Below are 21,595 nucleotides of genomic sequence, written 5' to 3'. Positions count from 1 at the left end.
GGCGACGTAAGCACCGGAGGGAGCGAGCGAAGCGAGCGACTGAGGAGCGCAACGAGCGTACTGCGGCCTCCCGGCTGGGGCTTTGGAGGTGTTCCCCGCCGATCTGCTCGCGGTTATTTATAAGCGAGCGGCTGGGGCTTTGGAGGTGTTCCCCGCCGATCTGCTCGCGGTTATTTATAAGCGAGCGGCTGGGGGCTTTGGCGGTGTTCGCGGTCGATCCAGTATCGATTATTTATAAGTGGGTAACCGGTACTTCAGCAGCGCCCTCACCCGATCCACGGCCTACTATTTATACGTCAAAGAGGCGCTCGGCGTCGTTCGCCTGGCGGCGGTAGATGCCGCGACCCTTCAGCCGCGGGACCTCGTGGCGGTGGAGCCGCTCCGCCTCCGCGTCGTACACGAGCGGGAACACGTTCGTCCGGCGCTTCGCGACCGTGAATCCGGTCATCGCGTCGAGCAGCGACGGGTCGGGGTCCGAGGTCGCGAACGCCACGTAGCCGATGGGCGTCGGCGCCTCGCCGCCGTCGGCGCGCCCCGGGCGGGGGTCGACGGTCTCGGCGAGCACGTCCCGGAGCGACGCCGCGGTCTCGGCGAGCGTCGCCGCGTCGATTCCGTTCCCCTCGGTTTCGCTCGCCTCGGTTTCGTCCGGCTCGACGAGCGTCGCCAACACCGCGACCTCCCCGAGCGTGTCGTCCGTCTCGCGGGTCGCCCACAGGCGCTCGAACGCGTCCGTCCGCTCGTCGACCGCCTCGAAGCCGTGCTCGCGCCGGTTCTCCGCGACCGCGTCCCGGTAATCGCTGATGTCCATAGGATGCCCACGACCCCCATGGTAAAAAATGACATAGGTGGATCGGAAGCGGCAGGCGACCGTCACGGCGAGGCCGGAGACACCGGAGAGCCGTCGGAGCGGCCGCCGGACGATCCCCGGTCACTCGAACGTAGCCCTATATATCCCTCTTAGGAACCGTTATGACGGTACCTCGGAACGCTCGGGTATGAACGACGACGTCACGTTCGGGTTCGTCTGCGTCCAGAACGCCGGTCGCAGCCAGATGTCGGCGGCGTTCGCGGAGCGCGAGCGCCGCGAGCGCGGCCTCGACGACCGCGTCGAGATCGTGACCGGCGGCACGCACCCGGCCGACGAGGTTCACCCCGAGGTCGTCGAGGCGATGCGAGAGGTGGACGTCGACCTCTCCGACCGCGTCCCCCGAGAGGTCTCGACCGCCGAACTCGACGCGTGCGACGTGGTCGCCACGATGGGCTGTTCGACGCTGGCGCTCGCCGACGGCGTGGAGGGGCGCGACTGGGCCCTCGACGACCCGCACGGGCAGGAGATCGAGCGCGTCCGCGAGATCCGCGACGAGATCGAGGGGCGAGTCGTCGCGCTCTTCGACGAGTTCTTCGACGAGGCGTAGGCGGCTCCAGACCGAGGATACCGTCGGCTCGCGTCGTTGCTCGCGGCAGAAGTAGTCCCGGGCGGATTCGAACCTCGGTCACTCCGCTTCGCTCCGTTCCCTGCTTCGAACCCGTGGTCGGGACTGTTCGTCCTCACTTCGTTCGGAGAATAGTCCCGGGCGGATTCGAACCGCCGTCAATGGCTGACTTCGGGCATCCGACGGGCGTCCTTGCCGGAACGCCCAACAGCCGCGCGCGAGTCGCGGACGCGGACGGATTCCCTCCAAAGGCCATTATGATTGGCCACTACACCACGGGACTGCGACTCCGGGTAACCGGCGGGCACTCAAGTACGTTACTCTCCGCGGCGCGGCGAGGGACCGTCTCCCGCCTACGCCCCCTCCTCGATCCGGTCGTACCGCCCTTCGAAGTTCTCCCGACAGGAGCCGCAACAGAAGTGGTACAGCGTCCCGTCGATCCGGGCCGACTCCCCCTCCGCGGTGACGGTGTTGCCGCACTCGACGCACTCGACCGCGAGGTCCGCGTCGCCGACCGCGGGCGACCACTCGTGAGCGTCGAGCGGGCGCACCGAAAGCTCGGTTACGCTCTCCAGCCCGACCGCGTCGTCGACGAGGTCGCGGGCGGTCCCTTCCTCGACGCGCGCGACGACCGTCACCTCGCCGTCCGCGGTGAGGAACGCGTGTTCGACGCGCTCGTGGCCAGCGACCGCCTCGTGGACGCGCTCGGCGTCCGCGGGCGCGACGGAAAGCGTCGCGAGGACCCGCAGCCCGTCGGAGAGCGCGTCGCCGTCGATCCGGAGCGTGAACCCCTCGATCACGCCCACCTCGCGGAGCCGGTCGACACGGTCTGACACCGCGGGCGCCGACAGGTCCACGCGTTCGGCGATATCGCTGTACGGGCGCCGCGCGTCGGCCAGCAGCAGCCGGATAATCTCTCGGTCCGTCTCGTCGAGCGTGCGCATGGCCGGGCGTTCGACCGGCGCGGGCAAAAGCCGTCCGGCGATCGAAGGACGCGAAAACGACCCCGAGAACCGGTCGCCCACGGGGGCGACGGAAAGGCAGTTGTGCCCGCGGCGCCAACGGTCGGGCATGACGACGATAGACGTCGACGGCATGTCGTGTACGGGCTGCGAGGACAACGTGACCGACGCGCTCGGCGAGCTGCCGGGCGTCGAGTCCGCGAGCGCCGACCACGAGGCGGGCACCGCGACCGTCGAGGGCGACGTCGACGTCGACGCCGTCGTGGCCGCCATCGAGGACGCCGGCTACGAGGCCTCGGCGTAAGCGAATCGCTGCCTCTTTTCCCCCGAACGCGCTCGCGGAGACATGGACACCGTACTGGTCACCGGGAGCGCCGGCAGCGTCGGCGCGTGGACCGTCGACGCGCTCGCCGACGCCGGCCGCGAGGTGGTCGCCGTCGACCGCGAGGCACCGCCGACGAACGAGCGCCGCGACGACGTCGACTACAGGGAGGCGGACCTCACCGACTACGGGGAGACGCGTCAGGTGGTCGAGGCCGCCGCGCCCGACGCGGTCGTCCACCTCGCCGCGATCCCGCACCCCGAGGACCACGCCGGCTCGCGCGTGTTCGCGAACAACGTCGAGAGCGCGTACAACGTCTTCGACGCCGCCGGCGCCGCGGGCGCCCGGATCGCCTGGGCGTCGAGCGAGAGCTGCTACGGCACCGTCTTCGCCGCGGACGACTGGCTCCCCGACCGCCTCCCGATCGACGAGGAGACGCCGACGGAACCCGAGGACCCGTACGGCCTCTCGAAGGTCGTCGGCGAGGAGGTCGCGGCCGCGGCCGCCCGCCGGCACGGCGTCCCCGCCGTCTCGCTGCGCCTCTCGTGGGTGACCTACCCGGGAGACGAGCGGCGCCGCGAGGCGCGCGAGGAGTTCGACCCCGCGACCGCGGAGCCGAGCGGTAACTGCTGGTCGTCCGTCGACGTGCGCGACGTCGTCTCCGCGATCGAGGCCGCGATCGACCCCGAGACCGAGGTCGACGGCCACGAGGCGGCGCTGATCGTCGCCGCGGAGAACTTCCTCGGCCGCGACACCGCCGCGACGATCGAGGCGGTCCACGGCGGCCTCCCCGCCGACTGCGACCTCGACGGCGACGAGTCCGTCTTCGACTGCTCGAAGGCGAAGCGGCTGCTCGGGTGGGAGCCGGAACACTCCTGGCGCGACGAGGTCGAATCGGAGGGGGACGGCGACTGAACGGGGGTCGAGGCGAGCCTGTCGGGGAGAATCAGTCGCCGTCGTCGTCCCGTTCGTCCGAGTCCGCCGCGTCGGCGTCGGTCGGCCGGGAGTCCGTCGCCCAGACGTCTCCTTCGTCCGGTACGTCGACGTCTGGGGTGCCGAGGTCGGCGGCGTCGACCCCGCGGTCCGGCGAGTCGCCGTCCTCGGGGGGAGCCGAGGGGGTCGCGGCCGAGTCCGGACTCGCCGCCGCCGTCGCTCCCTGGTCCGCGTCGGCGACCGCTTCGGCGTCGGCGGGGCCCTCGCCGTCCGCGGCCTCCGGGGCCGGCGGGCGGTAGGTGTAGAGGAACTCGCCGGCGACCGCGTGGAACGCGCCGGTCTCGGGGTCCTCCACGACGCCGGTGTCGTTGTCGATCGCGAAGTCGACGAGGTCGCGAAGCGACCCCGCCTCGGCGGTCGGGCGGTCGTGGACCGACGCCGGGAGACGGAACGTCGTGATCCACTCCGCGAACTCCGAGCGGTCGTCGCGGTAGGAGAGGTACTCCCGCTCCGCGTCGGTGAGCGCGAGGTCGTACTCCCGCGTCGCGTACCCGATTCCGCCGGCGCCGACGAGGCCGACGAGCAGGAGGAGCGGCCCGCCGAACGACCGGAGCACGCCGTACTCCCGCTCGACGGTCACCGGCTCTGTCCGCTCCGTCGTGTCGGACTGGACGCCGGGCTCGTCGACGGAGTAGGTGTCCCCCCCGTGAGTGATCGTCATGTCGACCGTCTGCGTCGACGCCGTCGGGACGCCGCCGATCGACCCGTCGACGGCCACCTCGGTCGTGACGAACGTCTCCGTCTCGCCGGGAGAGGCGCCGAGCTCCTCCTCGATCGAGGCCACCCGCCCGTCTATCGCCGTGCTGTTGAGCGTGAACGAGGCGTTCACCGGCTCGCCGGGGGCGACGTTCGAGACCGTCTCCGACGCGAGCGGCTCCGTCTCGCGCCAGTAGACGGTCCCCTCCTCGCCGACGTTCTGGATCACGAGCGTCGAGGCGAGCTCGACGGTGACGTTCTCGGCGGTCGACGCCGCGTAGCTCGTCGCCACGGTGACGTCGAGCTCCGGCGCGACCCGCGTGAAGTACGTGTCGCGCCCGTCGAGCACAGTGCCGGTCTCGAAGACGGCGTTCGGCTCCGTCACCGTCGCGCTGTGTCGGTACTCGCTCTCGACGGTGAGCGACGAGACCGTCCGGCGCTCCGTCTCCGTGCCGGGGTCGACGTGCGTCGTGTACGCGAGCCCCGCCCCGACCGCGACGAGGAGGAGACAGGCGACGAGGATCGCGGTGGACTGTGCGTTCAGGACGGCGCGGAGTCGAAGTCGGCGTTCGTTGGGAGCGTCTGCGGACATGTGTTACCTGTAGAGCTCGCGGAGGAGTCGCTTGTAGAGCGGGGGGCGCTCGCGGGAGCCGCGCGACCGGATCCTGGCGGGCTCGCCCCGCAACAGCAGCAGTCCGATCGAGACGATGCCGCCGCCGAGCAGGCCGTTGATGGCAATGAGCGGCGCCCACGGGTGGACCCCGTATAGCTCGTCGACGATGCCGGGCGGCAGCACGGCGAGGTAGCGGTGTTCGACGACGAACAGGCGGTAGTACCCCGTCTCGTCGGGCGCCGACAGCGTCACCGTCGTCGACGCCTCGCCGCGACTGCCGACCGAGAGCCGCTGCGGGTCGACGTCGACGCCCGGGCTGGCCGGCGTGACATACGCGTACACGGGGACGAGCCCCGAGTTGGGGACGACGTACTCTATCTCCTGGCTCGTGCCGCTCTCGATGACGGTCGGGTTCTCCGACTCGAACTCGGCACTCACGACGCCGTACTCCTGTGTCCCGGCCGGGACGACCATCGCGGCAGTCGCGGTCGCCATCAGCACGAGCGCCAGCACGCCGAGGATCGCGAACACGGAGGTGCCGTCGTCGCGGGAGCGGTCGCGCGAGCCGCGGTCGCGCGTGCCGGCGTGGAGGTACCAGTCGACCGCGTACGCGACCATCGACAGCCCGAAGACGATGTATGCCAGCCCCTGCGTCCCCAGAAACGCTCGGGCACCAAACGTCACCGCCAGCCGCGTCTGAACCGCGCCGAGCGCGGACTGGAAGCCCATGGCGGCGGTACCCAGATGGGGGATCACGACGACGCCACCGCCGATCTGGAGCGCCTTCGCGACGATCTGCGCGTCCTGAACGACCGGCTCACCCCCGTCCTGATCGGTGAAGGGGTTGTTGTCCCCGCGGGTGATGTACCCGCGTTCGGTCTCCTCGACGACTCGGTGGGTCGTGAGGCCGCCGCCCTGTATCTCCTGGGCCTCGAACGTCACGACGTCGCCCGGCCCGATCTCGCCCGCGATCTGCGCGGGGATCGCCACGAACCCGTCGCCGGGGGAGAGCGTCGGCTGCATGCTCCCGGTCTCGACGTAGCTGAGAAGTATCGGCTGTCCGAGGAATTGGCCGACGACGAGCGAGAGGACCGCGAGGACGAGGGCGGCCTGTAGCGTTATCGAAAGGGCGCGTTTCGGTGACATGTGTCGGGTGCGTGCCGCGACGGACGGATGCGCCGCGCCGAGGTCGGCCCCGCCGTCGCGGACCGGAGCGTCGGATAGTGATGTGTAATCGACACCTGATAAGTTCGTGGGTCGGAGCGGAGCGCGACGGCGAGGCGAACGCCCGCCGCCGTGGCGGCCAGCTCGCGGTCTCACTCGTCGAAGGCGCCGGCCGCGAGCAGCGCGAACGGGCCGATGAAGCCCAGACAGAACCCGAGGAGGTGGACGTAGAGGTTCACGACGCTGCCGGCGCCGGCGGGGTCGGCGGGGAACCCGACGACCGGGTAGCCGACGGCCACCACCGCGCCGACGGCGAGCAGGTCGCCGTAGCCGGGCCGCGAGGCGACCGACTTCGCGTGCGCCCGGATCGACCGCGGGAGCCGCACCCCGCTGCTGGCCGCGTACAGCAGCGCGAGGAGCGCGCCCGCGACCCCGATCGACAGGCCCGCAAGACCGATACCCGCGGTCGAGACGGGTAGCGCGAGGAGCGCGATCCACCCGACGAGCGCGAAGAAGACCGCCGGCAGCGCGGCGACGGAGGCACCGGGCGCGAACCGCTCGCGGGCGTAGCAGTACCACACGATGGGAAGCAGTCCGGCGAGCGCCATGTTGACCCCGGAAAAGCCGAAGCCGATCGCGTTCCGGGGGACGGCGAGGTTCAGCGCGGACAGCGCGAACGGAAAGGCGCCGAGGTAGGTGACGAACGCCGTGAAAAAGAGGCGCCGGCGGCCGCTTAGGACCGCAAGCGCGTAGCCGGTCCCGGCGAGCAGCCCGTACCCGGCGAGGTTCCCGAGGAGGTGGTCGGCGCCGAGGTGGACGTAGTGCGCCGTGAACGCCGAGGACACTGTGGGGTCGGTGTACGCGAACGCGAGCGAGCGCCGGGTCGCTTCCGGCAGCGTGAACACCGCGAGCAGGACCGCCGGCACCGCGAGCAGGGCGAGCAGGTCGACCGCTCGGACGCTCGCGAACAGCTCCCGGCGGAACGCGCGGTCCGCGCGCCGGTCGGCGGCGTTGGCAGCGCGGTCCCCCCCGTCGGTCGCGGACGTCATCACGGGTCCGAGGTCGGCGACCAGCGGTTAAGAACTGTCGGCGCGCGACTCACCACCGCAAAATCGATGCCCGAGAGGGCGGTCCGGACGAGAGCCACCCCCGCCGACCGACCAGTCATCGCGGCATCCGCCGGACGAGCGCGAGGGTGGCAAGAGAGATTATCATGAGCGCGAGCGGACCGGCGAGGTCGGCCGGATCGATCCCAAACGGCTCTTCCGGGGGCCCGGTAACAGTGGCGGACTCGTCAGTGCCGACATTCGACTCGTCGCCCGATCCCCCCGCGTCGTCGCTCGCTGGGTCGCCGACGAGCAGCGTGCCGACCCGAGTCCCGTCGACCGCCAGCTCGTAGGCGCCGGCGGTCTCGAAGGTCGCGTCGAACGCGACCGTCGCCGTCTCGTTCGGTTCGAGCGTCACCGTCTCGTTCGCGACCGGGGTGCCGTTCGCCGTCAGCGTCACCGTGCGCTCGCCGGCCGCGCCGCCCCCGTTCCGCAGGGTCGTCCGGACCGTGACGTTCTCGCCGGGGTCGACCGCCTCGGGCGCGACCGTCGCCTCGGTCACGTCGTATCGGGGCTCGTGCGCCGCGACCGCGAACGTCGAGGACGGTTCGGTCGTCGCGCGGAAGTGGACGCGGTCCTCGGGGAACCCCAGAACCTCGACGACCGCCTCGTCGACGATCTCGACCGGCACCTCCTCCCACGCGCCCGCGTCCGTCCGCCGGTAGAGCGCCACGTCCGCGGGATCGGTCCCGGTCGCGTTGAGGTACGCCGGGTCCGCGCTGAACCGGATCGTCATCGCGTCGACCGCGTCGGGCGCGAAGTCGTAGTCGAGCGAGAGGTACCCGACCGGGCGGGGACGCGTCGGCGCGGTCAGCGCGCTCCCGTTCGCGAAGGGGTCCGAGCTCCCCGCGGCGTCGAGTTCGACGCGCTCGGTCCGGACGCCCGTCAGGTCGATCCCCTCCAGCGTAACGTTCTCGCCGTCGATTTCCATGCCGTCGGCCAGGAACCGGACGCCCTCCCCGCGCTCGACGTCGCTCGCGACGAACTCGCGGCGGTCCGCGCTCGGGGAGACGACCGTCGTGGTCGGGCCGCCGTCGCCGATTTGCTGGGTCGACGCGCCCATCGCTTGGGTCGTCACCTCGTCCGGCTCCGCGATCTTCGCCTCGATCGAGAACTCGTCGGCACCCAGCTGCGTCCCGACGGTCGCGCCGCGCGTGTCGAGTTCGAGCCCGACCGAGACCGTCTCATTCGGCGCGAGCGTGACGTTGTTCGCCTCGCCCTCGATCGAGTCGCCGTCGGCGACGAAGGTGACGTTCTCGCTCGCGTACTCGATCCAAACGTGCGCGTACTCGTCGGCCGTGTACGTGATCGTGAACACGTCGTCGATCCTGCCGGTCGAATCGACGTTCACGCCCTCGAAGGAGGGATCTCGGATGTTCGGGTTCGACGCCGAGACGTCGATCACGATCTCGTCGTCGTCATTTAAATACGCGTACCGCCCGTTCGGGCCGTCGGCCGGCTGGATCGCGAGGTCGCCGTCGGCGACGGTGTCAACTGGGCTGTCGACCACCGCCGCACCCGTGGCGAAGGCTAGGGAGCCCGCGGCTACGAGGAGGAAGGCGAGGGTGAGGGTGCGGGGAATAGTGTTCATAAACTAAGTACTGCTGAACGAAGCGACGACTAATAAATAAATGAGCCGGTTCAGATGATTAGAGATCAGCTAAGCTCTTACCTGCTTCAACGAAGCCGCGGGTGTACGCGATAATTCTCATAGTTCCGCTCACATTAAGTCCGTCATCAGGCGTATCGAAAACGTACCAGTCAGGTTCCAGCGACTCACCGGTATCGATGATGTGATCATTCGACGTGCTCCACGTTCGAGAGATGTCGGAAGCTATTGCTTGATTATACGCGGAGGGAGCGCAATTTGGGCCGTTAATATCTCCAATTTCTTCAGGATCAGCATTCGTAGAGTCATCATACCAACCATTCTGATTAACACCCTGATCGGCAAGGTTTGAATAGAGAGTGCCCTCAAGGTTCTGCTCCTGCTGGTCACTCCATCCGTAACCTGCTCCCGTATCAAGGAAGATAGCTAGTGGCTCATCAGTAGTGTTGCTTACCTGGAAGACATCGTAAAACCGGAAGTCAGAATCTTGATTTAGATTTTCGAAATTCAATGTGAGCTCGCCACCACTACTGATTGAGGCATATTCACTAACAGGATTCAGGTCTAGATATGCTGACCCATCACCAGCAACAGAGACGTTCACCGTTCGGTCTGCCGTTGCCTGACTGAACGCACCCGTACCCATTGCAGCTGCACTACCAGAAGCCAGTGCTCCCACTCCCGCGAGGAACTTGCGTCGGTTTGCCATAGTTGTGTAACCTCGTTGTGTCCGCACACGACCCGCGAGCAGCCGACGCGGGACATCCCGCGTCACCCGGGGTCGCTCTACTACACCCATGGCGCCTATCCCATATCGTTATGAATTTCCAGAAACACTTCCGGGCGGGACTGAAGCCCCGGCCGCCCGGTTCCGACCCCGCTTGAACTCCGGTTGGATCGATTCAGGTCCGGCCTGAGACCTATTCGGGACCGTTCAGCCCCGTCCTGAAGCGGCAATCGTTGCTGGTGAGATGCTACGGAATATGATGGAATCCGATAAATAGCGCAATGCGCCTGTGGAAGTAAGTTGCCAAAATACGATTAATACGGGTTTGAAGGCCTAAAAACGCCGTATATCGCACCTGTGCGAACGGTTGTTTGAACGGAGAGAAAGTTTAGCAGATTATCATAACCACGGGATTTATGTTGGCGTGTTCATATATGTCTGACAGAAATGGCGTCGGTACAGCAGATTGACGGGGAGGGGGCAGAACCGGCGACGGAGGTGTCCGAGGACGAGCTGTTCGACGTGCTGGCGAACCAGCGGCGGCGGTTCGCGGTTCACCTGCTGAAGCGGGAGGAGAAGGAGAAGCTGGAGATCGGCGACATGGCCGAACAGATCGCGGCGTGGGAGAACGGGATCGACACGGCCGAGATCACGGGCAACGAGCGCAAGCGCGTGTACACCGCGCTCCAGCAGTCCCACCTGCCGAAGATGGACGACGCGGGCGTCGTCGAGTTCAACAAGGACCGGGGGATCGTCGAGCCCACGGAAGCGATCCAGAACGTCGACCTCTACATGGACGTCGTCGAGGGGAAGGAGATCCCGTGGAGCACCTACTACATGGGGCTCTCGGGCGTCGCGGTCGCGCTCACCGGCGCGGTGGCGCTGGACGCGTGGCCGTTCGTCCTCCTCCCCGATATGGCGTGGACGGTCGCCATCGTCGTGGCGTTCGCGTTCTCCGCGATCACGCACAAGTACTACACCGCGGAGATGAAGGTCGGCGAACCCGAGGAACCCCCGGAACTGACGTAAGGCGAGCGGTTTCAAGCGGTGCGTACCGGGTTTCCGGCGCCGCATAACCTTAGGGTCGGGACGCGTTGAATCGAGTGAACGGACTGTGCGAACTCATCGCAAATGAAACGACGGAACTTCGTCCTGCTGCTCGGCGGTGCGAGCTCCGGCGCGATGAGCGTCGGGACCGGCGCGTTCAGCAGCGTCTCGGCCGAGCGGGAGGTGTCGGTGAACGTCGTGGAAGACGAGAACGCGTATCTGGGGCTTGACGGGGATATTGAAAACGGAGTCGTACGAATCAAGAACCAGTTCGCCGGAACACTCGACCTAACCGTCACCGCGAAACTCGAATCAACGACTGGAGCGGTTGTGGTCGAAGCAGACGGCGGTGATATTCAGGTCGAGATCGAGGGAGAGGCGGACGAAGGCGACGAGGAAGGTAGCGAGGATGACGGGGAGTCGGACGGCGACAACCGTGCCGGCATTACGATAGGCACGGGGAACTCCGCCGACGTGACCGCCGAATGCGACGGAGGTGGAAGGCTGGACCTCGCACTCACCTTCTTGGGCAGGGTCGTAGACACCGGAACGACGGTAAATAAGACGCGGACGTTTACGGTCAGGTGCGACGAGGACGACGACAGCGGCGAATCGAACGAGAACGTGAGTGAGCACGTCGAGAGAGTGAAATTCGCCGGGGGCGGCAAGAAGGTCCGTATCCTCACGACCGAGAACGGAGGCGGGGGCAACGGGATGGAAGGTGTCGTCGATGCGAAGCTGTACTGCGGTGACGAAGGGCAGAATGCGAGCGAGGGCTTCAAAGAGGTCCAGGTAAACACGGACGTGTGGATCGACGATTTCGACGATTTCGACGATGACGATCTGGAGAAGACGATAGCAAAAGTCGAGATCGACGGGGCCGGCACCTTCGAGAATCCGGATCCCGGAACGGGGAACATCGTCGAGAACACCGAAGACAACTCGGCCTAAGCTTTCCTGCGATCGGTCGTCCGAACATTTGTATACATTACATACATAGTAGACGCTATGCCCACCATCTCCACGCGCGTCCCCGAGGACCTCGAAGCCGAACTCGAGGAATACCTCGAATCGGAACGCCTCGACCGAAGCACGGCGGTCCGGAAGCTCCTGAGCGAGGGGCTCGAAGCGTGGCGCACCGAGCGCGCGCTAGAGCACTTCGCCGAGGGTGAGGTTTCGCTCACGAAGGCCGCGGACCTCGCCGGGCTCTCCGCCTGGGAGTTCGCCGACCTCGTCGAGGACGCTGACGACGCGTGGGTCTCGTCCGATCACCTCGAAGCCGACCTCGACGAACTGTGAGCTGGGTCTTCGACGCGACGCCACTGATCTACCTCGCGAAGGCGGAGCGGCTCGATGTGGTCGAGACGCTGGACGGATCGCGAGTCGTCCCGGAGGCCGTCTACCGAGAAGTCGTGGCAACCGGTGTCGAGCAGGGGTACGACGACGCGCGCCGGATCGAGCGCGCGGTGGAAGACGGATACATCGGCGTCGTCGCGGTCGATACTGACGACTCACCGGTCGCGACGCGGCTCGCGCGGCATCCAGGGTTGAGTGACGCCGACGTCGCGGTGCTCGCGTGTGCCGACGCGCGCGATGGGGTAGCGGTGATGGACGAGGCCGCGGGGCGTTCGGCGGCCGCGGTCGAGGGCGTCGAGACGCGCGGGACCGCGTACGTCGTCCTCTCGGCGGTGAAGCGAGGAAAGCTGTCTCCGGAGGAGGGGCATGAAGCGATCGACGCGATGATCGACCGCGGATGGTACGTCGCGCCGGACCTGTACGCGAAGATCGTCGAGAAACTGGACTCGCTCGGGGGTTGATCGCAGACTACTCCGCGTTTTCCGTATCGGAATCCGCCGCCTCGTCGAGTCGTTCGACCCATACTTCGAGCCGGTCACGAGAAAGCGTTGCTCCGAAAACACTCCGTCCCGGGTCAGAACAGCCCGGGGACGAGGACGTAGCTCAGGAGCATCCCGAACAGCCCGGCGAACAGCGCGAACAGGGCCATCGGGACGATGGCCTTGCGGAGCAGGTCGCCCTCGCGGCCGGTGATGCCGACGACGCCGCAGATGGCGGCGACGTTCAGCACCGAGACCATGTTGCCGAGGCCGCCGCCGACGTTCTGGAGGCTGACGACGATCGTCCGGGAGAGGCCGACCGTCTCGGCGGCGTTGTACTGGAGCACGCTGAAGAGGATGTTCGAGGAGGTGTTGCTCCCGGTCATGAAGGAACCGATGGCGCCGATCCACGGCGATATCATCGGGAGCAGCCCGCCCGCGCCGATCGCGAGCGCCCGGCTGAGCGCCTCCATCATGCCGAGGAGGTCCGCGGTGTTCGTCTGCGACTGGATCATCACCTGCGTCATCGACACCGCGATGATCAGCGTGAGCGCGGCGGGCGCGACCTGCTCGACCGAGCGCCGCCACGCGGCCCCCATCTCGTCGGTGTCCATCCTGTGGATGAGCCCCGTGAGGACGGCGATGGGGATGAACGGCATCGTGCCGGGGAGGTAGAGGTACTGGAGCGTGTAGCCGAGCTCCGTGCCGAGGATCGAGTCGATGCTGACCGAGAAGCTCTGGATCCACGCGAGCACCTCGGTGCCGGCGACGGTGAGGTCCGGCCACCGCGTGGCGAGCAGCGCGAGCGCGACGAGCAGGTACGGCGTCCACGCCAGCAGCACCGACATCTCCTTTTGCGGCTGGTCGCGGGAGATCTCGTCGAGGTCGAGCCCGCCGAGCCAGGTGTCGCTCCACGTCGAGTCGCTCGGGAAGTCCCACTCGCGGTCGGGGACGAGGACGTCGTTGTTCGCGAGCAGGAGCCCGACGCCGAGAACGACGAAGCCGGCCGCGATGTCGGGGAGCGCGGGGCCGACGAACCACGCGACGACCAGCTGCGTCCCGCCGGTGACGGCGCCGAGCAGGAGCGCGAACGGGGCGATGGGGAGCGTGTCGCGGACGGCGCCGCCGACGCTCCGACCGCCGTCGGCGTCGCCGAACCAGTAGGTCAGGAAGAACACGCCGAGGAGGCCCCAGAACACGTACGTCAGTCCGGTGACGACGCCGGACCACGCGGAGACCATCGAGAGGAACTCGGCGACGCTCACCGAGCCCGACAGCGCCGGTTCGATGACGGCCCCTGTCCCGCCGATGACCGGGGTCCCGGCCGCGCCGAACGGCGGGTTGGGCGCGTTGAAGTACAGGCCGAACACCGCGGCCGCCAGCGGCGGGAAGCCGAGCCCGATGAACAGCGGCGCGGCGAGCGCGCCGGGCGTCCCGAACCCGGCCGCGCCCTCGATGATCGTCATGAAGCCGAGCCCGATGAGCAGCACCTGAATGCGTCTGTCCTCTTCGATCTGTCCGAAGTACCACCGGATGGTGGCGATGGCGCCGCTCCCCTCGAGGTAGTTCATCAGGAGGATGGCGCCGAAGACGATGAGGATGATGTCGACCGCCTGAAACGCGCCGTAGACGGCCGACGCGACCAGCCAGTCGAGTTCCATGCCCCAGTACGTGATCCCGATCCCGGTCGCGAGCAGCCACCCGACCCCCATCGCGCGGGCGGCCGACCACCTGAGTCCGGCGAGCAGGACGAACGCGACCGCGATCGGGATGACACCGACGAACGCTAGCGTGAGGACGTTTGTCATGGTTGTGTCAATTGACCGTATATTGGCATCCCGCAACGAAGCATATGTAATTTTCTTTTTTGACGATATTACCCGCACGGATCGATGACGCGATAGCGCGATCCGTCACTGACGTCGCGGGCCGCGCGGCGGCCCGCCCGTTCAGCGCGGTCTCTCGGCGCGTGGCGGGAGGACCGGTGGCGCTCCGGCGCCGAGGGAGCCGCCGCCATCGGCTTCAGGTGGGCTTATATGCCTCCCGGCCGGAGCCGCGGCCATGGACGACCACTCGCACGAGCCCGATCCGGACAAGCGCGTGACCGCCCCGATGCAGGAGTTCGGCAGTCGCGAGGTCGGTATCGGCGCGGCCGTCACGCTCGTCGGCCTGCTGATCGCGTACGCGATCCCGTTCCTCGCGACCTTCTGAGCGCAGCGTTCGCTGCGTGTGAAATAGTTCCCGACGCGGTGTAGCGGTGCGACTACCGCGGGTACCAGGCGAGCGGGTGGTCCGCGGTGAGCTCCAAGGAGACCGGCTCGTCGAGGTCGAACTCTTCGACGTGGTTGTGGAGGCAGTGGACCGCCTCGCCCGAGTCGAGCTCGACCCGGTAGACGAACGAGGGGCCGACGTACTGCCGCGAGGTGACGACGCCGTCGGCGAGCTCGGGGCTCGCGGGCGTCGCGCGGAGGTCGTCGGGGCGCACGAGGACGTCGACGGGCGCGCCGTCGTAGACGGTGTCGTACCCCTCCAGCGTCACGGCGTCGAAGCGGCCGATCCCGGTGTCGACCTTCCCGTCGCGGAGCTCGCCCTCGAGGAACGACGCCCGCCCGAGGAAGGAGGCGACGAACTTCGACTCGGGGCGCTCGAAGACGGACTCGGGGCGGCCCACCTGCTCGATTTTCCCGTCGTTCATGACGGCGACGCGGTCGGAGATGGAGAGCGCCTCCTCCTGGTCGTGGGTGACCGAGACCGCGGTGACGCCGGCTTCCTTCAGGATGCGCCGGACCTCCTCGCGCATCTCCACGCGGAGGCGGACGTCGAGGTTCGAGAACGGCTCGTCCAAGAGGAGCACCTCGGGCTCGGGCGCGAGCGATCGGGCGAGCGCGACGCGCTGTTTCTGCCCGCCGGAGAGCTGGTCGGGCGTCTTCTCGCCGTGGTCGACCATCTCGACGAGTTCGAGCAGCTCGTCGACGCGCGCCTCGCTCTCCGCGGCGTCGGCGTCGGCGAGTCCGAACGCGATGTTCTCGCGGACGGTGAGGTGGGGGAATAAGGCGAAGTTCTGGAAGACGATGCCCACGTCGCGCCGCTCCGGGGGGACGAACGATCCGTCGCCGGCGACGACCTCGTCGCCGAGCGCGATCTCCCCTTCCGTGGGCTCTTCGAGGCCGGCGATGGTGCGGAGCGTCGTCGTCTTCCCGCAGCCGGAGGGGCCGAGGAACGTCAGCAGCTCGCCGGAGCGAACGTCGAGCGAGACGTCGTCGACGGCGGTCTCGGGGCCGAACGCCTTCGTGACGTCCGACAGCGACAGGACGGGGTCCGCACCGACGCTCAATCCGTCGTTTGAGGCGGCGCTCGACCGGTGTTCGACCGCCGGGTCCTCCGAATCCTCGGCCGCCGCGTCGTCCGACTCGACCGAGCGCGTCGTGCCGACTGGTTCCGTGGATGCCATCAGTGAGTGGCGGGCGCCGGGGAAACCGGCGTCCCGCGGTTGCGGTCACATACTTTAGGAGTACCTAAAAGCGTATCGCTCGCTCTCGCGGCGTCGAAATCGGCTGGTCGCGGGGGTACGGAGCGCGGGGCTCGTCGCTCGTCCGCCGCCTCGCGCCGGCTTAGGCCAGCTCGCGCTCGATCACGTCGCGGCGGTCGCGGACCGCGTCGGCCGAGAGCGCGATCGACTCGTCGTCGACCGTCAGCGAGAGGGTGCCGTCCGTCGTCACGTCGCCGAGCCGGAAGACCGGGAGGTCGCCGACCTCCGCCGCGACCGCCTCGGGCTCTGTCGTCTGGACGAGGAGGCGGCCGGGCGTCTCGTCGAAGGCCGCGACGCGGTCGGGCAGCGTCGCCTCGACGCCCGCGTCGTCGGTCACCAGTTCGGCGAGCGCGACCGCGAGCCCGCCCTCGCTCACGTCGTGGGCCGCCAGTGTCGACTCGTGGCGGGCGGCCGCCGAAAGCGACGCGACGAGGCCGCCGAGGTCGTCGGCCGCGCCGGACTCGTCGGGCAGCGTCGGGAACCGGTCGCTCCCGCCGGCGTGCGCGAGGTACTCGGAGCCCCCGAGCGCGTCGCCGCCCGCGCCGACGAGGAGGAGTTCGGAGTCGCCCGCGCGGTCGGCGTCGAGCGCGGCCGGCGGGGCCGAATACCCCCGCGTCGTGCCCAGCACCGCGAGCGTCGGCGTCGGCGGGATCGGCCCCTCGACGCTGTCGTTGTACAGCGAGACGTTGCCGCCGACGACGGGCGTATCGAGCGCGGCGCAGGCGTCCGCGAGCCCGTCGACGATCCCCTCGAACGCGCCGTACACGTCCGGCTTCTCCGGGTTGCCGCCGTTGAGGCAGTCGACCGCCGCGAGCGGGACCGCGCCGGTCGCGGCGAGGTTCGTCGCGTTCTCCAGCGCGACGGCGCGCGCGCCCTCGTACGGCGCGACCGCGGTCCACTTCGGGTTCGCGCCGGAGGCGAGCGCGAGGCCGACGCCGTCGGCGGAGCCGTCGCGGTCGGCGTCGCCCGTGACGCCGTCGCCGTCCGGCTCCGTCTCGCGGACAGCGAGCAGCGCCGCGTCGTCGCCGGGCTTCACCGCGGTGCGCGTCCCGACCTCGTGGTCGTACTGGCGGTACACCCAGCGCTTGCTCGCGGTCGAGGGGGCCGAGAGGACGGCCGCGACCGCCTCGTCGAGCGGGGGCTCCTCGTCGGGGAGGTCGCGCTCGGGCTCGCTCGGCGGCTCGCTCGCGAGGTCGTTCATCGGGGCGCCGTCGGCGAGGAACTCGGCGGGCGCGTCGACGACGACCTCGCGGTCGGCCGGATCGGCGTCCGTGTCGCCCGCGAACTCGCAGACGTAGTTCCCGTCGGTCACCTCGCCGAGGACCGAGCAGCCGAGGTCGAACCGCTCGGCGAGGTCGGCGACGCGGTCGACGTCGCCGGGCGCGACCTCGTAGCACATCCGCTCTTGGCTCTCGGCGAGCAGGATCTCCATCGCGTTCATGTTCGGCTCGCGCTGGTGGACCTTGTCGAGGTCGATCCGCGCGCCGAGCCCGCCCTTCGCGACGAGTTCGGAGGAGGCGCCGCCGAGGCCGGCCGCGCCGAGGTCGCGGGCGGACAGGACGAGATTCTCGTCCACGAGGGCCTCGTTACACTCGATCAGCCGCTTCTCCGCGTAGGGGTCGCCGACCTGGACCGCGGGGCGGTCCTCGGTCTCGGCGTCCTCCGCGAGATCCTCCGAGGCGAAGGAGGCGCCGCCGAGCCCGTCGCGACCGGTGCCGTTGCCGACGAGGACCAGCTTGTTGCCCGGCTCCTGTGCGGTGGCCGTGACGAGTCGGTCCTCGTTCGTGACGCCGACGCAGGCGACGTTGACGAGGGGGTTCCCCTCGTAGCCGCCGTGGAAGGCGACGCTGCCGCCGACGGTCGGGACGCCGATGCAGTTGCCGTAGTGGGAGATACCCTCGACGACGCCCTCGAAGAGGTAGCGGGATCGCTCGCGGTCGAAGCCGCCGAAGTACAGCGAGTCGAGGAGGCCGATCGGGTACGCGCCCATGCTCATCGTGTCGCGGACGATGCCGCCGACGCCGGTGGCCGCGCCGTCGAACGGGTCGACGAAGGAGGGGTGGTTGTGGCTCTCGACGCCGAAGGTGACGTAGGTGTCGCCGTAGTCGTCGGCGTCGCGCTCGCTCGCCGGCCGGTCCGCCGCCTCGGGGTCGGGCAGCGCGAGGACCGCGGCGTCGTCGCCGGGGCCGACCACGACCTGGTCGCCCTCGCTGTCGAACGCCGACAGCAGCGGTCGCGAGGAGCGGTACGCGCAGTGTTCGCTCCAGAGGTTCTCGAACAGCGCGGCCTCGGCCGTCGTCGGCTCCCGACCGAGCTCCGCGGTCACGAGCTCGCGGTCCGCATCGGACAGACTCATTCACTTACGTGGTTACCGAGCCGGTTCTAATGCTTTTCTATACGCACGTTCGTGGTCATCGACAGCGACCGCGACGCCCATGCGACGCGAGAACGGCCCGCGGTGCATGTGCGGTGGCGCGCGCCTGCGAGCGGCCGCCAGGCCGCGAGCCAGCACGCGCGAGGGACGCGGCGACCGAAGCGAAGCGAGGGAGCCGCGAGGCTGGGGAGGTGTGAGGTTGCGGTTGCGGTGCTGGTGGGCGGGGCTCAAAGGGGCAGCCGTGAGGGCGTCGTAGGCGACGTAAGCACCGCAGGGAGCGAACGGAGTGAGCGACCGAGGAGCGCAGCGAGCGTACGACGCCCTCACGGCTGGGGCTTTGGAGGTGGCGTCCGTCGACTTGGTCGTAGTTATTTATAAGTAATCGGCTGGAGCTTTGGAGGGATTCGCCGCTGATCTGCTAGCGATCGCTTATAAACAAATGGCTGGAGGATTGAGGGTGTCCGTCGCCGAGCCGCTCGCAATTATTTATAAGAGAACGGTCCGCACCGCTGTGACTGTTTATAAAAGAACGGTCACCGCGGCGAAGACGACCACCGTCCCTACAACGCCGATGGCCATCGCCTTCGCGTTGAGCCGGACCGCCTTCTTGCGGTCGGCGGCGAGCGCCTCTTCGTTCTGGATTTCGTTCGCCCCGTCACCCACGTCGAAGACGCCCATCCCGGCGAAGCCGATACAGAAGCGCTCGCGGTACTGTAACGCCCCCATCGCGGCGCCGTACAGCGGGATCACCGAAGCGATCAGCGCCCAGCGCGGCCACGCGAGCGCGACGACCGCCGCGACGTAGGCCGCCGCGGCCAGCAGCGACCCGACGCCGAGCAGCAGCCGCCGTCGCTGTTGGGTCGGTCCGATGTTGCACACGCCCGGTTGGTACTCCATATCGGCGGTGAGGGACGCGCGAGCAAAAGTCCTCCCGACGGCGGAAATCGGAGGCGCCGGCCGCGGTCCCGACGTCCGACCGAGAAGGAACGGCCGCCCGAGATCGCGTCCGCCGGTCCGCCTCGCCGCGGTGGCAACCCTGAAATGCGCGCCGCGCGAGGTGGTCGTGTGAAACGGATCCAGCTCGGCAACACCGTCTTCGAGGGCGAAAACGACGCGTACCTGCTCGACGGCGAGACGACCGCGCTCGTCGATACCGGCGTCGCGCTCCCGGACGTGCGCGGGGAGTTGGTCGACGGCCTCGCCGAGTACGGCCACGCGTTCGCCGACGTCGACGCGGTCGTCCTCACCCACTGGCACCCGGACCACGCGGGGCTCGCGGGCGAGATCCAAGCCGCAGGGGGCGCCGACGTGTACGTCCACGAGGCCGACGCCGCCCTCGTCGACGGGACCGAGACGCCGCTGTTCGCCGACCGCGACCTCCAGCGCGAGACGTTCGAGCGGTGGGGGATGCCCGCGGCCGACCGCGAGCGCCTCACCGACTTCTTCGACGCGGTCAGCGCGGACCTCTCCGGCGAGCCCGCTGACGTGACGACGTTCGCCGACGGCGACGCGATCGAGGCCGGCGGCGTCGAGCTCGAAACCCTCCACCTGCCGGGCCACACCGCCGGCCTCTCCGGGTTCGCGTTCGACCCCCGAACCGTCCCCGACCACGACCCCGTGGGGGGAGAGAATGCGACAGAGGAGGTCTTCACCGGCGACGCGCTGCTCCCGAAGTACACCCCGAACGTCGGCGGCGCGGACGTGCGCGTCGAGGGCGCGCTCGCGGCGTACGCCGAGAGCCTCGCGCGGATCGTCGCCCGCGACTTCGACGCCGCCCACCCGGGCCACCGCTGGCGGATCGACGAGCCGAGCCGCCGCGCGGCGACGATCCTCGACCACCACCGCCACCGGACCCGCCGGGTGATCGAGGTCCTCGCCGACCGCGAGGCCGCGACCGCGTGGGAGGTGTCGGCCGCGCTGTTCGGCTCGCTCGAAGACATTCACGTCCTTCACGGCCCCGGAGAGGCGTTCTCGCACCTCGACCACCTCGCAAACGCGGGGGTCGTCGAGCCTGACGGGACCGCGTACCGCCTCGTCGACCCCGACCCCGACGTGGACGCGCTGTTCCCGACGACGCCGCTCGACGACCTCGTCGACGGGAGCGACGACGCGTAAGCTGACGCGGACCGGACCGCCGACGGCCTCCTCGCCCGCCGAAAGCTATTCCCGGCGGCCGGCGTATTCGGGGACGTGAAGCGGGACGCCATGGTCGCCGTCGCGGTCGCCCTCCTCGCCCTCGTCGCGCTCGGCGTCGCGGCCGCGACGCTGGACACCGCCGTCGACACGGGCAGCGGCGGGTTCGGCGGGACCGGCGGGGAGGCGCCGAGCGTCGGCGAGGACGACGGAGATCCGGGAGTGCTCGCCTCGTCCGGCGAGGCCGGCCGGCTCTCCGTGTCCGGACTCTGTTTCCCCTCGCTCAGGGAGCCGCCAGCAGTGGTGACGCTCCTCGTCGGGCTGGCGTTGATCGCCGCGGTGACGTACCGCGACACCGCGTCGCCGTTCGCGAGCGCCGCCGTCACCGGCGTGGTCGGCGCCCCGATCGCGACCCTCTTCTGGGTGCTGTCGACGTGCCGGTCGGCAGCGGGCGCCGTCTCGGCGTCGCTCGGCCTCGGCGGCAACGGGAGCAGCCTGCTGCCGGCCGGCGCCGCGGGCGGCGGCGGGTTCGGCAGCGGGGAGGGCGCGGCGTCGGCGCCGCAGCTCCTGTTCGCGCTCGTCGTCGTCGCCGCGGTGATCGCCAGCGTCGCCGCGCTCCTCCTCGCCGGCGGCGACGACGAAGCAGACGGGGACGCGGTCGGTCGGGCCGAGGAGCAGGCCGAGGACCCGCCGACCCTCGACGCGATCGGCCGGACCGCCGGCGAGGCCGCCGACCGGATCGAGTCGTCGGACGCGGACAACGAGGTGTACCGGGCGTGGCGGGACATGACCGACGTTCTCGACGTCGAGCGCCCGGCCTCCTCGACGCCGGCCGAGTTCGCGACCGCCGCGGTCGACGCCGGCGTCGACGAGGAGCCCGTGACCGCGCTCACCGAGGTGTTCGAGCGCGTGCGCTACGGCGGCGAGGACCCGACCGACGACCGCGAGCGCCGCGCCGTCGAGGCGCTGCGCCGGATCGAGGAGCGACACGGGGGCGACTCGTGAGCCGCGATCGGGCCGCGGCGGCGGGCGCCGACTCCGACGGAGGTGAC

Annotated in this window: 21 protein-coding genes and 1 tRNA gene; 10 read left to right on the top strand and 12 right to left on the bottom strand. The window is 69.2% G+C overall.

Annotated elements, in window-relative coordinates; all coding sequences use genetic code 11:
- Window positions 1-289 precede the first annotated feature (289 nt).
- Window positions 290-808, bottom strand: coding sequence for a hypothetical protein (locus AC4NMM_RS00755; RefSeq protein ID WP_491923290.1), 519 nt, complete (start codon window positions 806-808; stop codon window positions 290-292).
- A gap of 187 nt (window positions 809-995) precedes the next feature.
- Between AC4NMM_RS00755 and AC4NMM_RS00750 the strand changes: the two genes are divergently transcribed.
- The gene (locus AC4NMM_RS00750) at window positions 996-1,415 is read left to right on the top strand and encodes a low molecular weight phosphatase family protein (protein ID WP_491923289.1); all 420 of its coding nucleotides are present in this window, start codon (window positions 996-998) and stop codon (window positions 1,413-1,415) included.
- Window positions 1,416-1,565: 150 nt separating this feature from the next.
- On the opposite strand, the gene AC4NMM_RS00745 is transcribed toward AC4NMM_RS00750, so the two are convergent.
- Together AC4NMM_RS00745 and AC4NMM_RS00740 are read right to left on the bottom strand one after the other, a co-directional pair.
- Window positions 1,566-1,716: transfer RNA gene (locus AC4NMM_RS00745), tRNA-Gln, on the bottom strand.
- A gap of 70 nt (window positions 1,717-1,786) precedes the next feature.
- Window positions 1,787-2,377: an AsnC family transcriptional regulator gene (locus AC4NMM_RS00740; protein ID WP_423996512.1), complete on the bottom strand. Its 591-nt coding sequence runs from the start codon at window positions 2,375-2,377 to the stop codon at window positions 1,787-1,789.
- A 127-nt stretch (window positions 2,378-2,504) separates the two neighbouring features.
- On the opposite strand from AC4NMM_RS00740, the gene AC4NMM_RS00735 reads away from it, so the two are divergent.
- Both AC4NMM_RS00735 and AC4NMM_RS00730 read left to right on the top strand, forming a co-directional pair.
- Window positions 2,505-2,699 (top strand): heavy-metal-associated domain-containing protein, encoded by a 195-nt coding sequence (locus AC4NMM_RS00735; RefSeq protein WP_007344879.1) that lies wholly within the window; start codon window positions 2,505-2,507, stop codon window positions 2,697-2,699.
- A 42-nt stretch (window positions 2,700-2,741) separates the two neighbouring features.
- Window positions 2,742-3,632: an NAD-dependent epimerase/dehydratase family protein gene (locus AC4NMM_RS00730; protein ID WP_423996511.1), complete on the top strand. Its 891-nt coding sequence runs from the start codon at window positions 2,742-2,744 to the stop codon at window positions 3,630-3,632.
- A gap of 31 nt (window positions 3,633-3,663) precedes the next feature.
- Here AC4NMM_RS00730 and AC4NMM_RS00725 read toward each other — a convergent pair whose 3' ends face one another.
- From AC4NMM_RS00725 to AC4NMM_RS00705, 5 genes are all read right to left on the bottom strand, one after another.
- Window positions 3,664-4,998, bottom strand: a complete 1,335-nt coding sequence (locus AC4NMM_RS00725; RefSeq protein ID WP_491923288.1) for a DUF5305 domain-containing protein — start codon at window positions 4,996-4,998, stop codon at window positions 3,664-3,666.
- A gap of 3 nt (window positions 4,999-5,001) precedes the next feature.
- A complete protein-coding gene (locus tag AC4NMM_RS00720; RefSeq protein WP_491923287.1) occupies window positions 5,002-6,165 on the bottom strand; it encodes a signal peptidase I in 1,164 nt (387 codons plus the stop codon).
- A gap of 170 nt (window positions 6,166-6,335) precedes the next feature.
- The gene (locus tag AC4NMM_RS00715; RefSeq protein WP_491923286.1) at window positions 6,336-7,232 is read right to left on the bottom strand and encodes a hypothetical protein; all 897 of its coding nucleotides are present in this window, start codon (window positions 7,230-7,232) and stop codon (window positions 6,336-6,338) included.
- Window positions 7,233-7,347: 115 nt separating this feature from the next.
- On the bottom strand, window positions 7,348-8,880 hold the full coding sequence (locus AC4NMM_RS00710; protein ID WP_491923285.1) for a DUF1102 domain-containing protein: 1,533 nt from the start codon (window positions 8,878-8,880) through the stop codon (window positions 7,348-7,350).
- A 58-nt stretch (window positions 8,881-8,938) separates the two neighbouring features.
- Window positions 8,939-9,607 carry a hypothetical protein gene (locus tag AC4NMM_RS00705; protein WP_491923284.1) on the bottom strand — a complete coding sequence of 223 codons (669 nt, stop codon included), beginning with the start codon at window positions 9,605-9,607 and terminating at the stop codon, window positions 8,939-8,941.
- 465 nt (window positions 9,608-10,072) lie between these two features.
- On the opposite strand from AC4NMM_RS00705, the gene AC4NMM_RS00700 reads away from it, so the two are divergent.
- The 4 genes from AC4NMM_RS00700 to AC4NMM_RS00685 all read left to right on the top strand — a co-directional run bounded on the left by AC4NMM_RS00700 (window position 10,073) and on the right by AC4NMM_RS00685 (window position 12,489).
- Entirely contained in the window at window positions 10,073-10,654 is a 582-nt protein-coding gene (locus AC4NMM_RS00700) for a DUF7344 domain-containing protein (protein WP_491923283.1), read from the top strand.
- Between the two features lie 102 nt (window positions 10,655-10,756).
- A complete protein-coding gene (locus tag AC4NMM_RS00695) occupies window positions 10,757-11,623 on the top strand; it encodes a hypothetical protein (RefSeq protein WP_491923282.1) in 867 nt (288 codons plus the stop codon).
- 57 nt (window positions 11,624-11,680) lie between these two features.
- Window positions 11,681-11,971: a UPF0175 family protein gene (locus AC4NMM_RS00690; protein ID WP_491923281.1), complete on the top strand. Its 291-nt coding sequence runs from the start codon at window positions 11,681-11,683 to the stop codon at window positions 11,969-11,971.
- A complete protein-coding gene (locus tag AC4NMM_RS00685; protein ID WP_491923280.1) occupies window positions 11,968-12,489 on the top strand; it encodes a PIN domain-containing protein in 522 nt (173 codons plus the stop codon). The genes AC4NMM_RS00690 and AC4NMM_RS00685 overlap by 4 nt, the downstream gene beginning before the upstream one ends.
- A gap of 113 nt (window positions 12,490-12,602) precedes the next feature.
- Here the strand turns inward: AC4NMM_RS00685 and AC4NMM_RS00680 are convergent, their stop codons facing one another.
- Window positions 12,603-14,315: an L-lactate permease gene (locus AC4NMM_RS00680; protein ID WP_491923279.1), complete on the bottom strand. Its 1,713-nt coding sequence runs from the start codon at window positions 14,313-14,315 to the stop codon at window positions 12,603-12,605.
- A 253-nt stretch (window positions 14,316-14,568) separates the two neighbouring features.
- Between AC4NMM_RS00680 and AC4NMM_RS00675 the strand changes: the two genes are divergently transcribed.
- Window positions 14,569-14,718: a DUF7550 family protein gene (locus tag AC4NMM_RS00675; RefSeq protein ID WP_167603354.1), complete on the top strand. Its 150-nt coding sequence runs from the start codon at window positions 14,569-14,571 to the stop codon at window positions 14,716-14,718.
- Window positions 14,719-14,770: 52 nt separating this feature from the next.
- Here AC4NMM_RS00675 and AC4NMM_RS00670 read toward each other — a convergent pair whose 3' ends face one another.
- The 3 genes from AC4NMM_RS00670 to AC4NMM_RS00660 form a co-directional block, all read right to left on the bottom strand.
- Window positions 14,771-15,958 (bottom strand): ABC transporter ATP-binding protein, encoded by a 1,188-nt coding sequence (locus AC4NMM_RS00670; protein WP_491923278.1) that lies wholly within the window; start codon window positions 15,956-15,958, stop codon window positions 14,771-14,773.
- A 160-nt stretch (window positions 15,959-16,118) separates the two neighbouring features.
- Complete coding sequence (gene purL / locus AC4NMM_RS00665; protein WP_491923277.1) at window positions 16,119-18,392, bottom strand: phosphoribosylformylglycinamidine synthase subunit PurL; 2,274 nt, start codon at window positions 18,390-18,392, stop codon at window positions 16,119-16,121.
- A gap of 537 nt (window positions 18,393-18,929) precedes the next feature.
- Window positions 18,930-19,307 carry a hypothetical protein gene (locus tag AC4NMM_RS00660; protein ID WP_096393790.1) on the bottom strand — a complete coding sequence of 126 codons (378 nt, stop codon included), beginning with the start codon at window positions 19,305-19,307 and terminating at the stop codon, window positions 18,930-18,932.
- Window positions 19,308-19,475: 168 nt separating this feature from the next.
- Between AC4NMM_RS00660 and AC4NMM_RS00655 the strand changes: the two genes are divergently transcribed.
- Window positions 19,476-20,525 carry an MBL fold metallo-hydrolase gene (locus tag AC4NMM_RS00655; RefSeq protein ID WP_491923276.1) on the top strand — a complete coding sequence of 350 codons (1,050 nt, stop codon included), beginning with the start codon at window positions 19,476-19,478 and terminating at the stop codon, window positions 20,523-20,525.
- Between the two features lie 75 nt (window positions 20,526-20,600).
- Window positions 20,601-21,548 (top strand): DUF4129 domain-containing protein, encoded by a 948-nt coding sequence (locus AC4NMM_RS00650; RefSeq protein ID WP_491923275.1) that lies wholly within the window; start codon window positions 20,601-20,603, stop codon window positions 21,546-21,548.
- Window positions 21,549-21,595 lie beyond the last annotated feature (47 nt).

This window comes from Halorubrum sp. SD41 (assembly GCF_058630335.1).
Note: the sequence above shows the minus strand (reverse complement) of the source record. Positions and strands in the feature narration are given on the sequence as shown.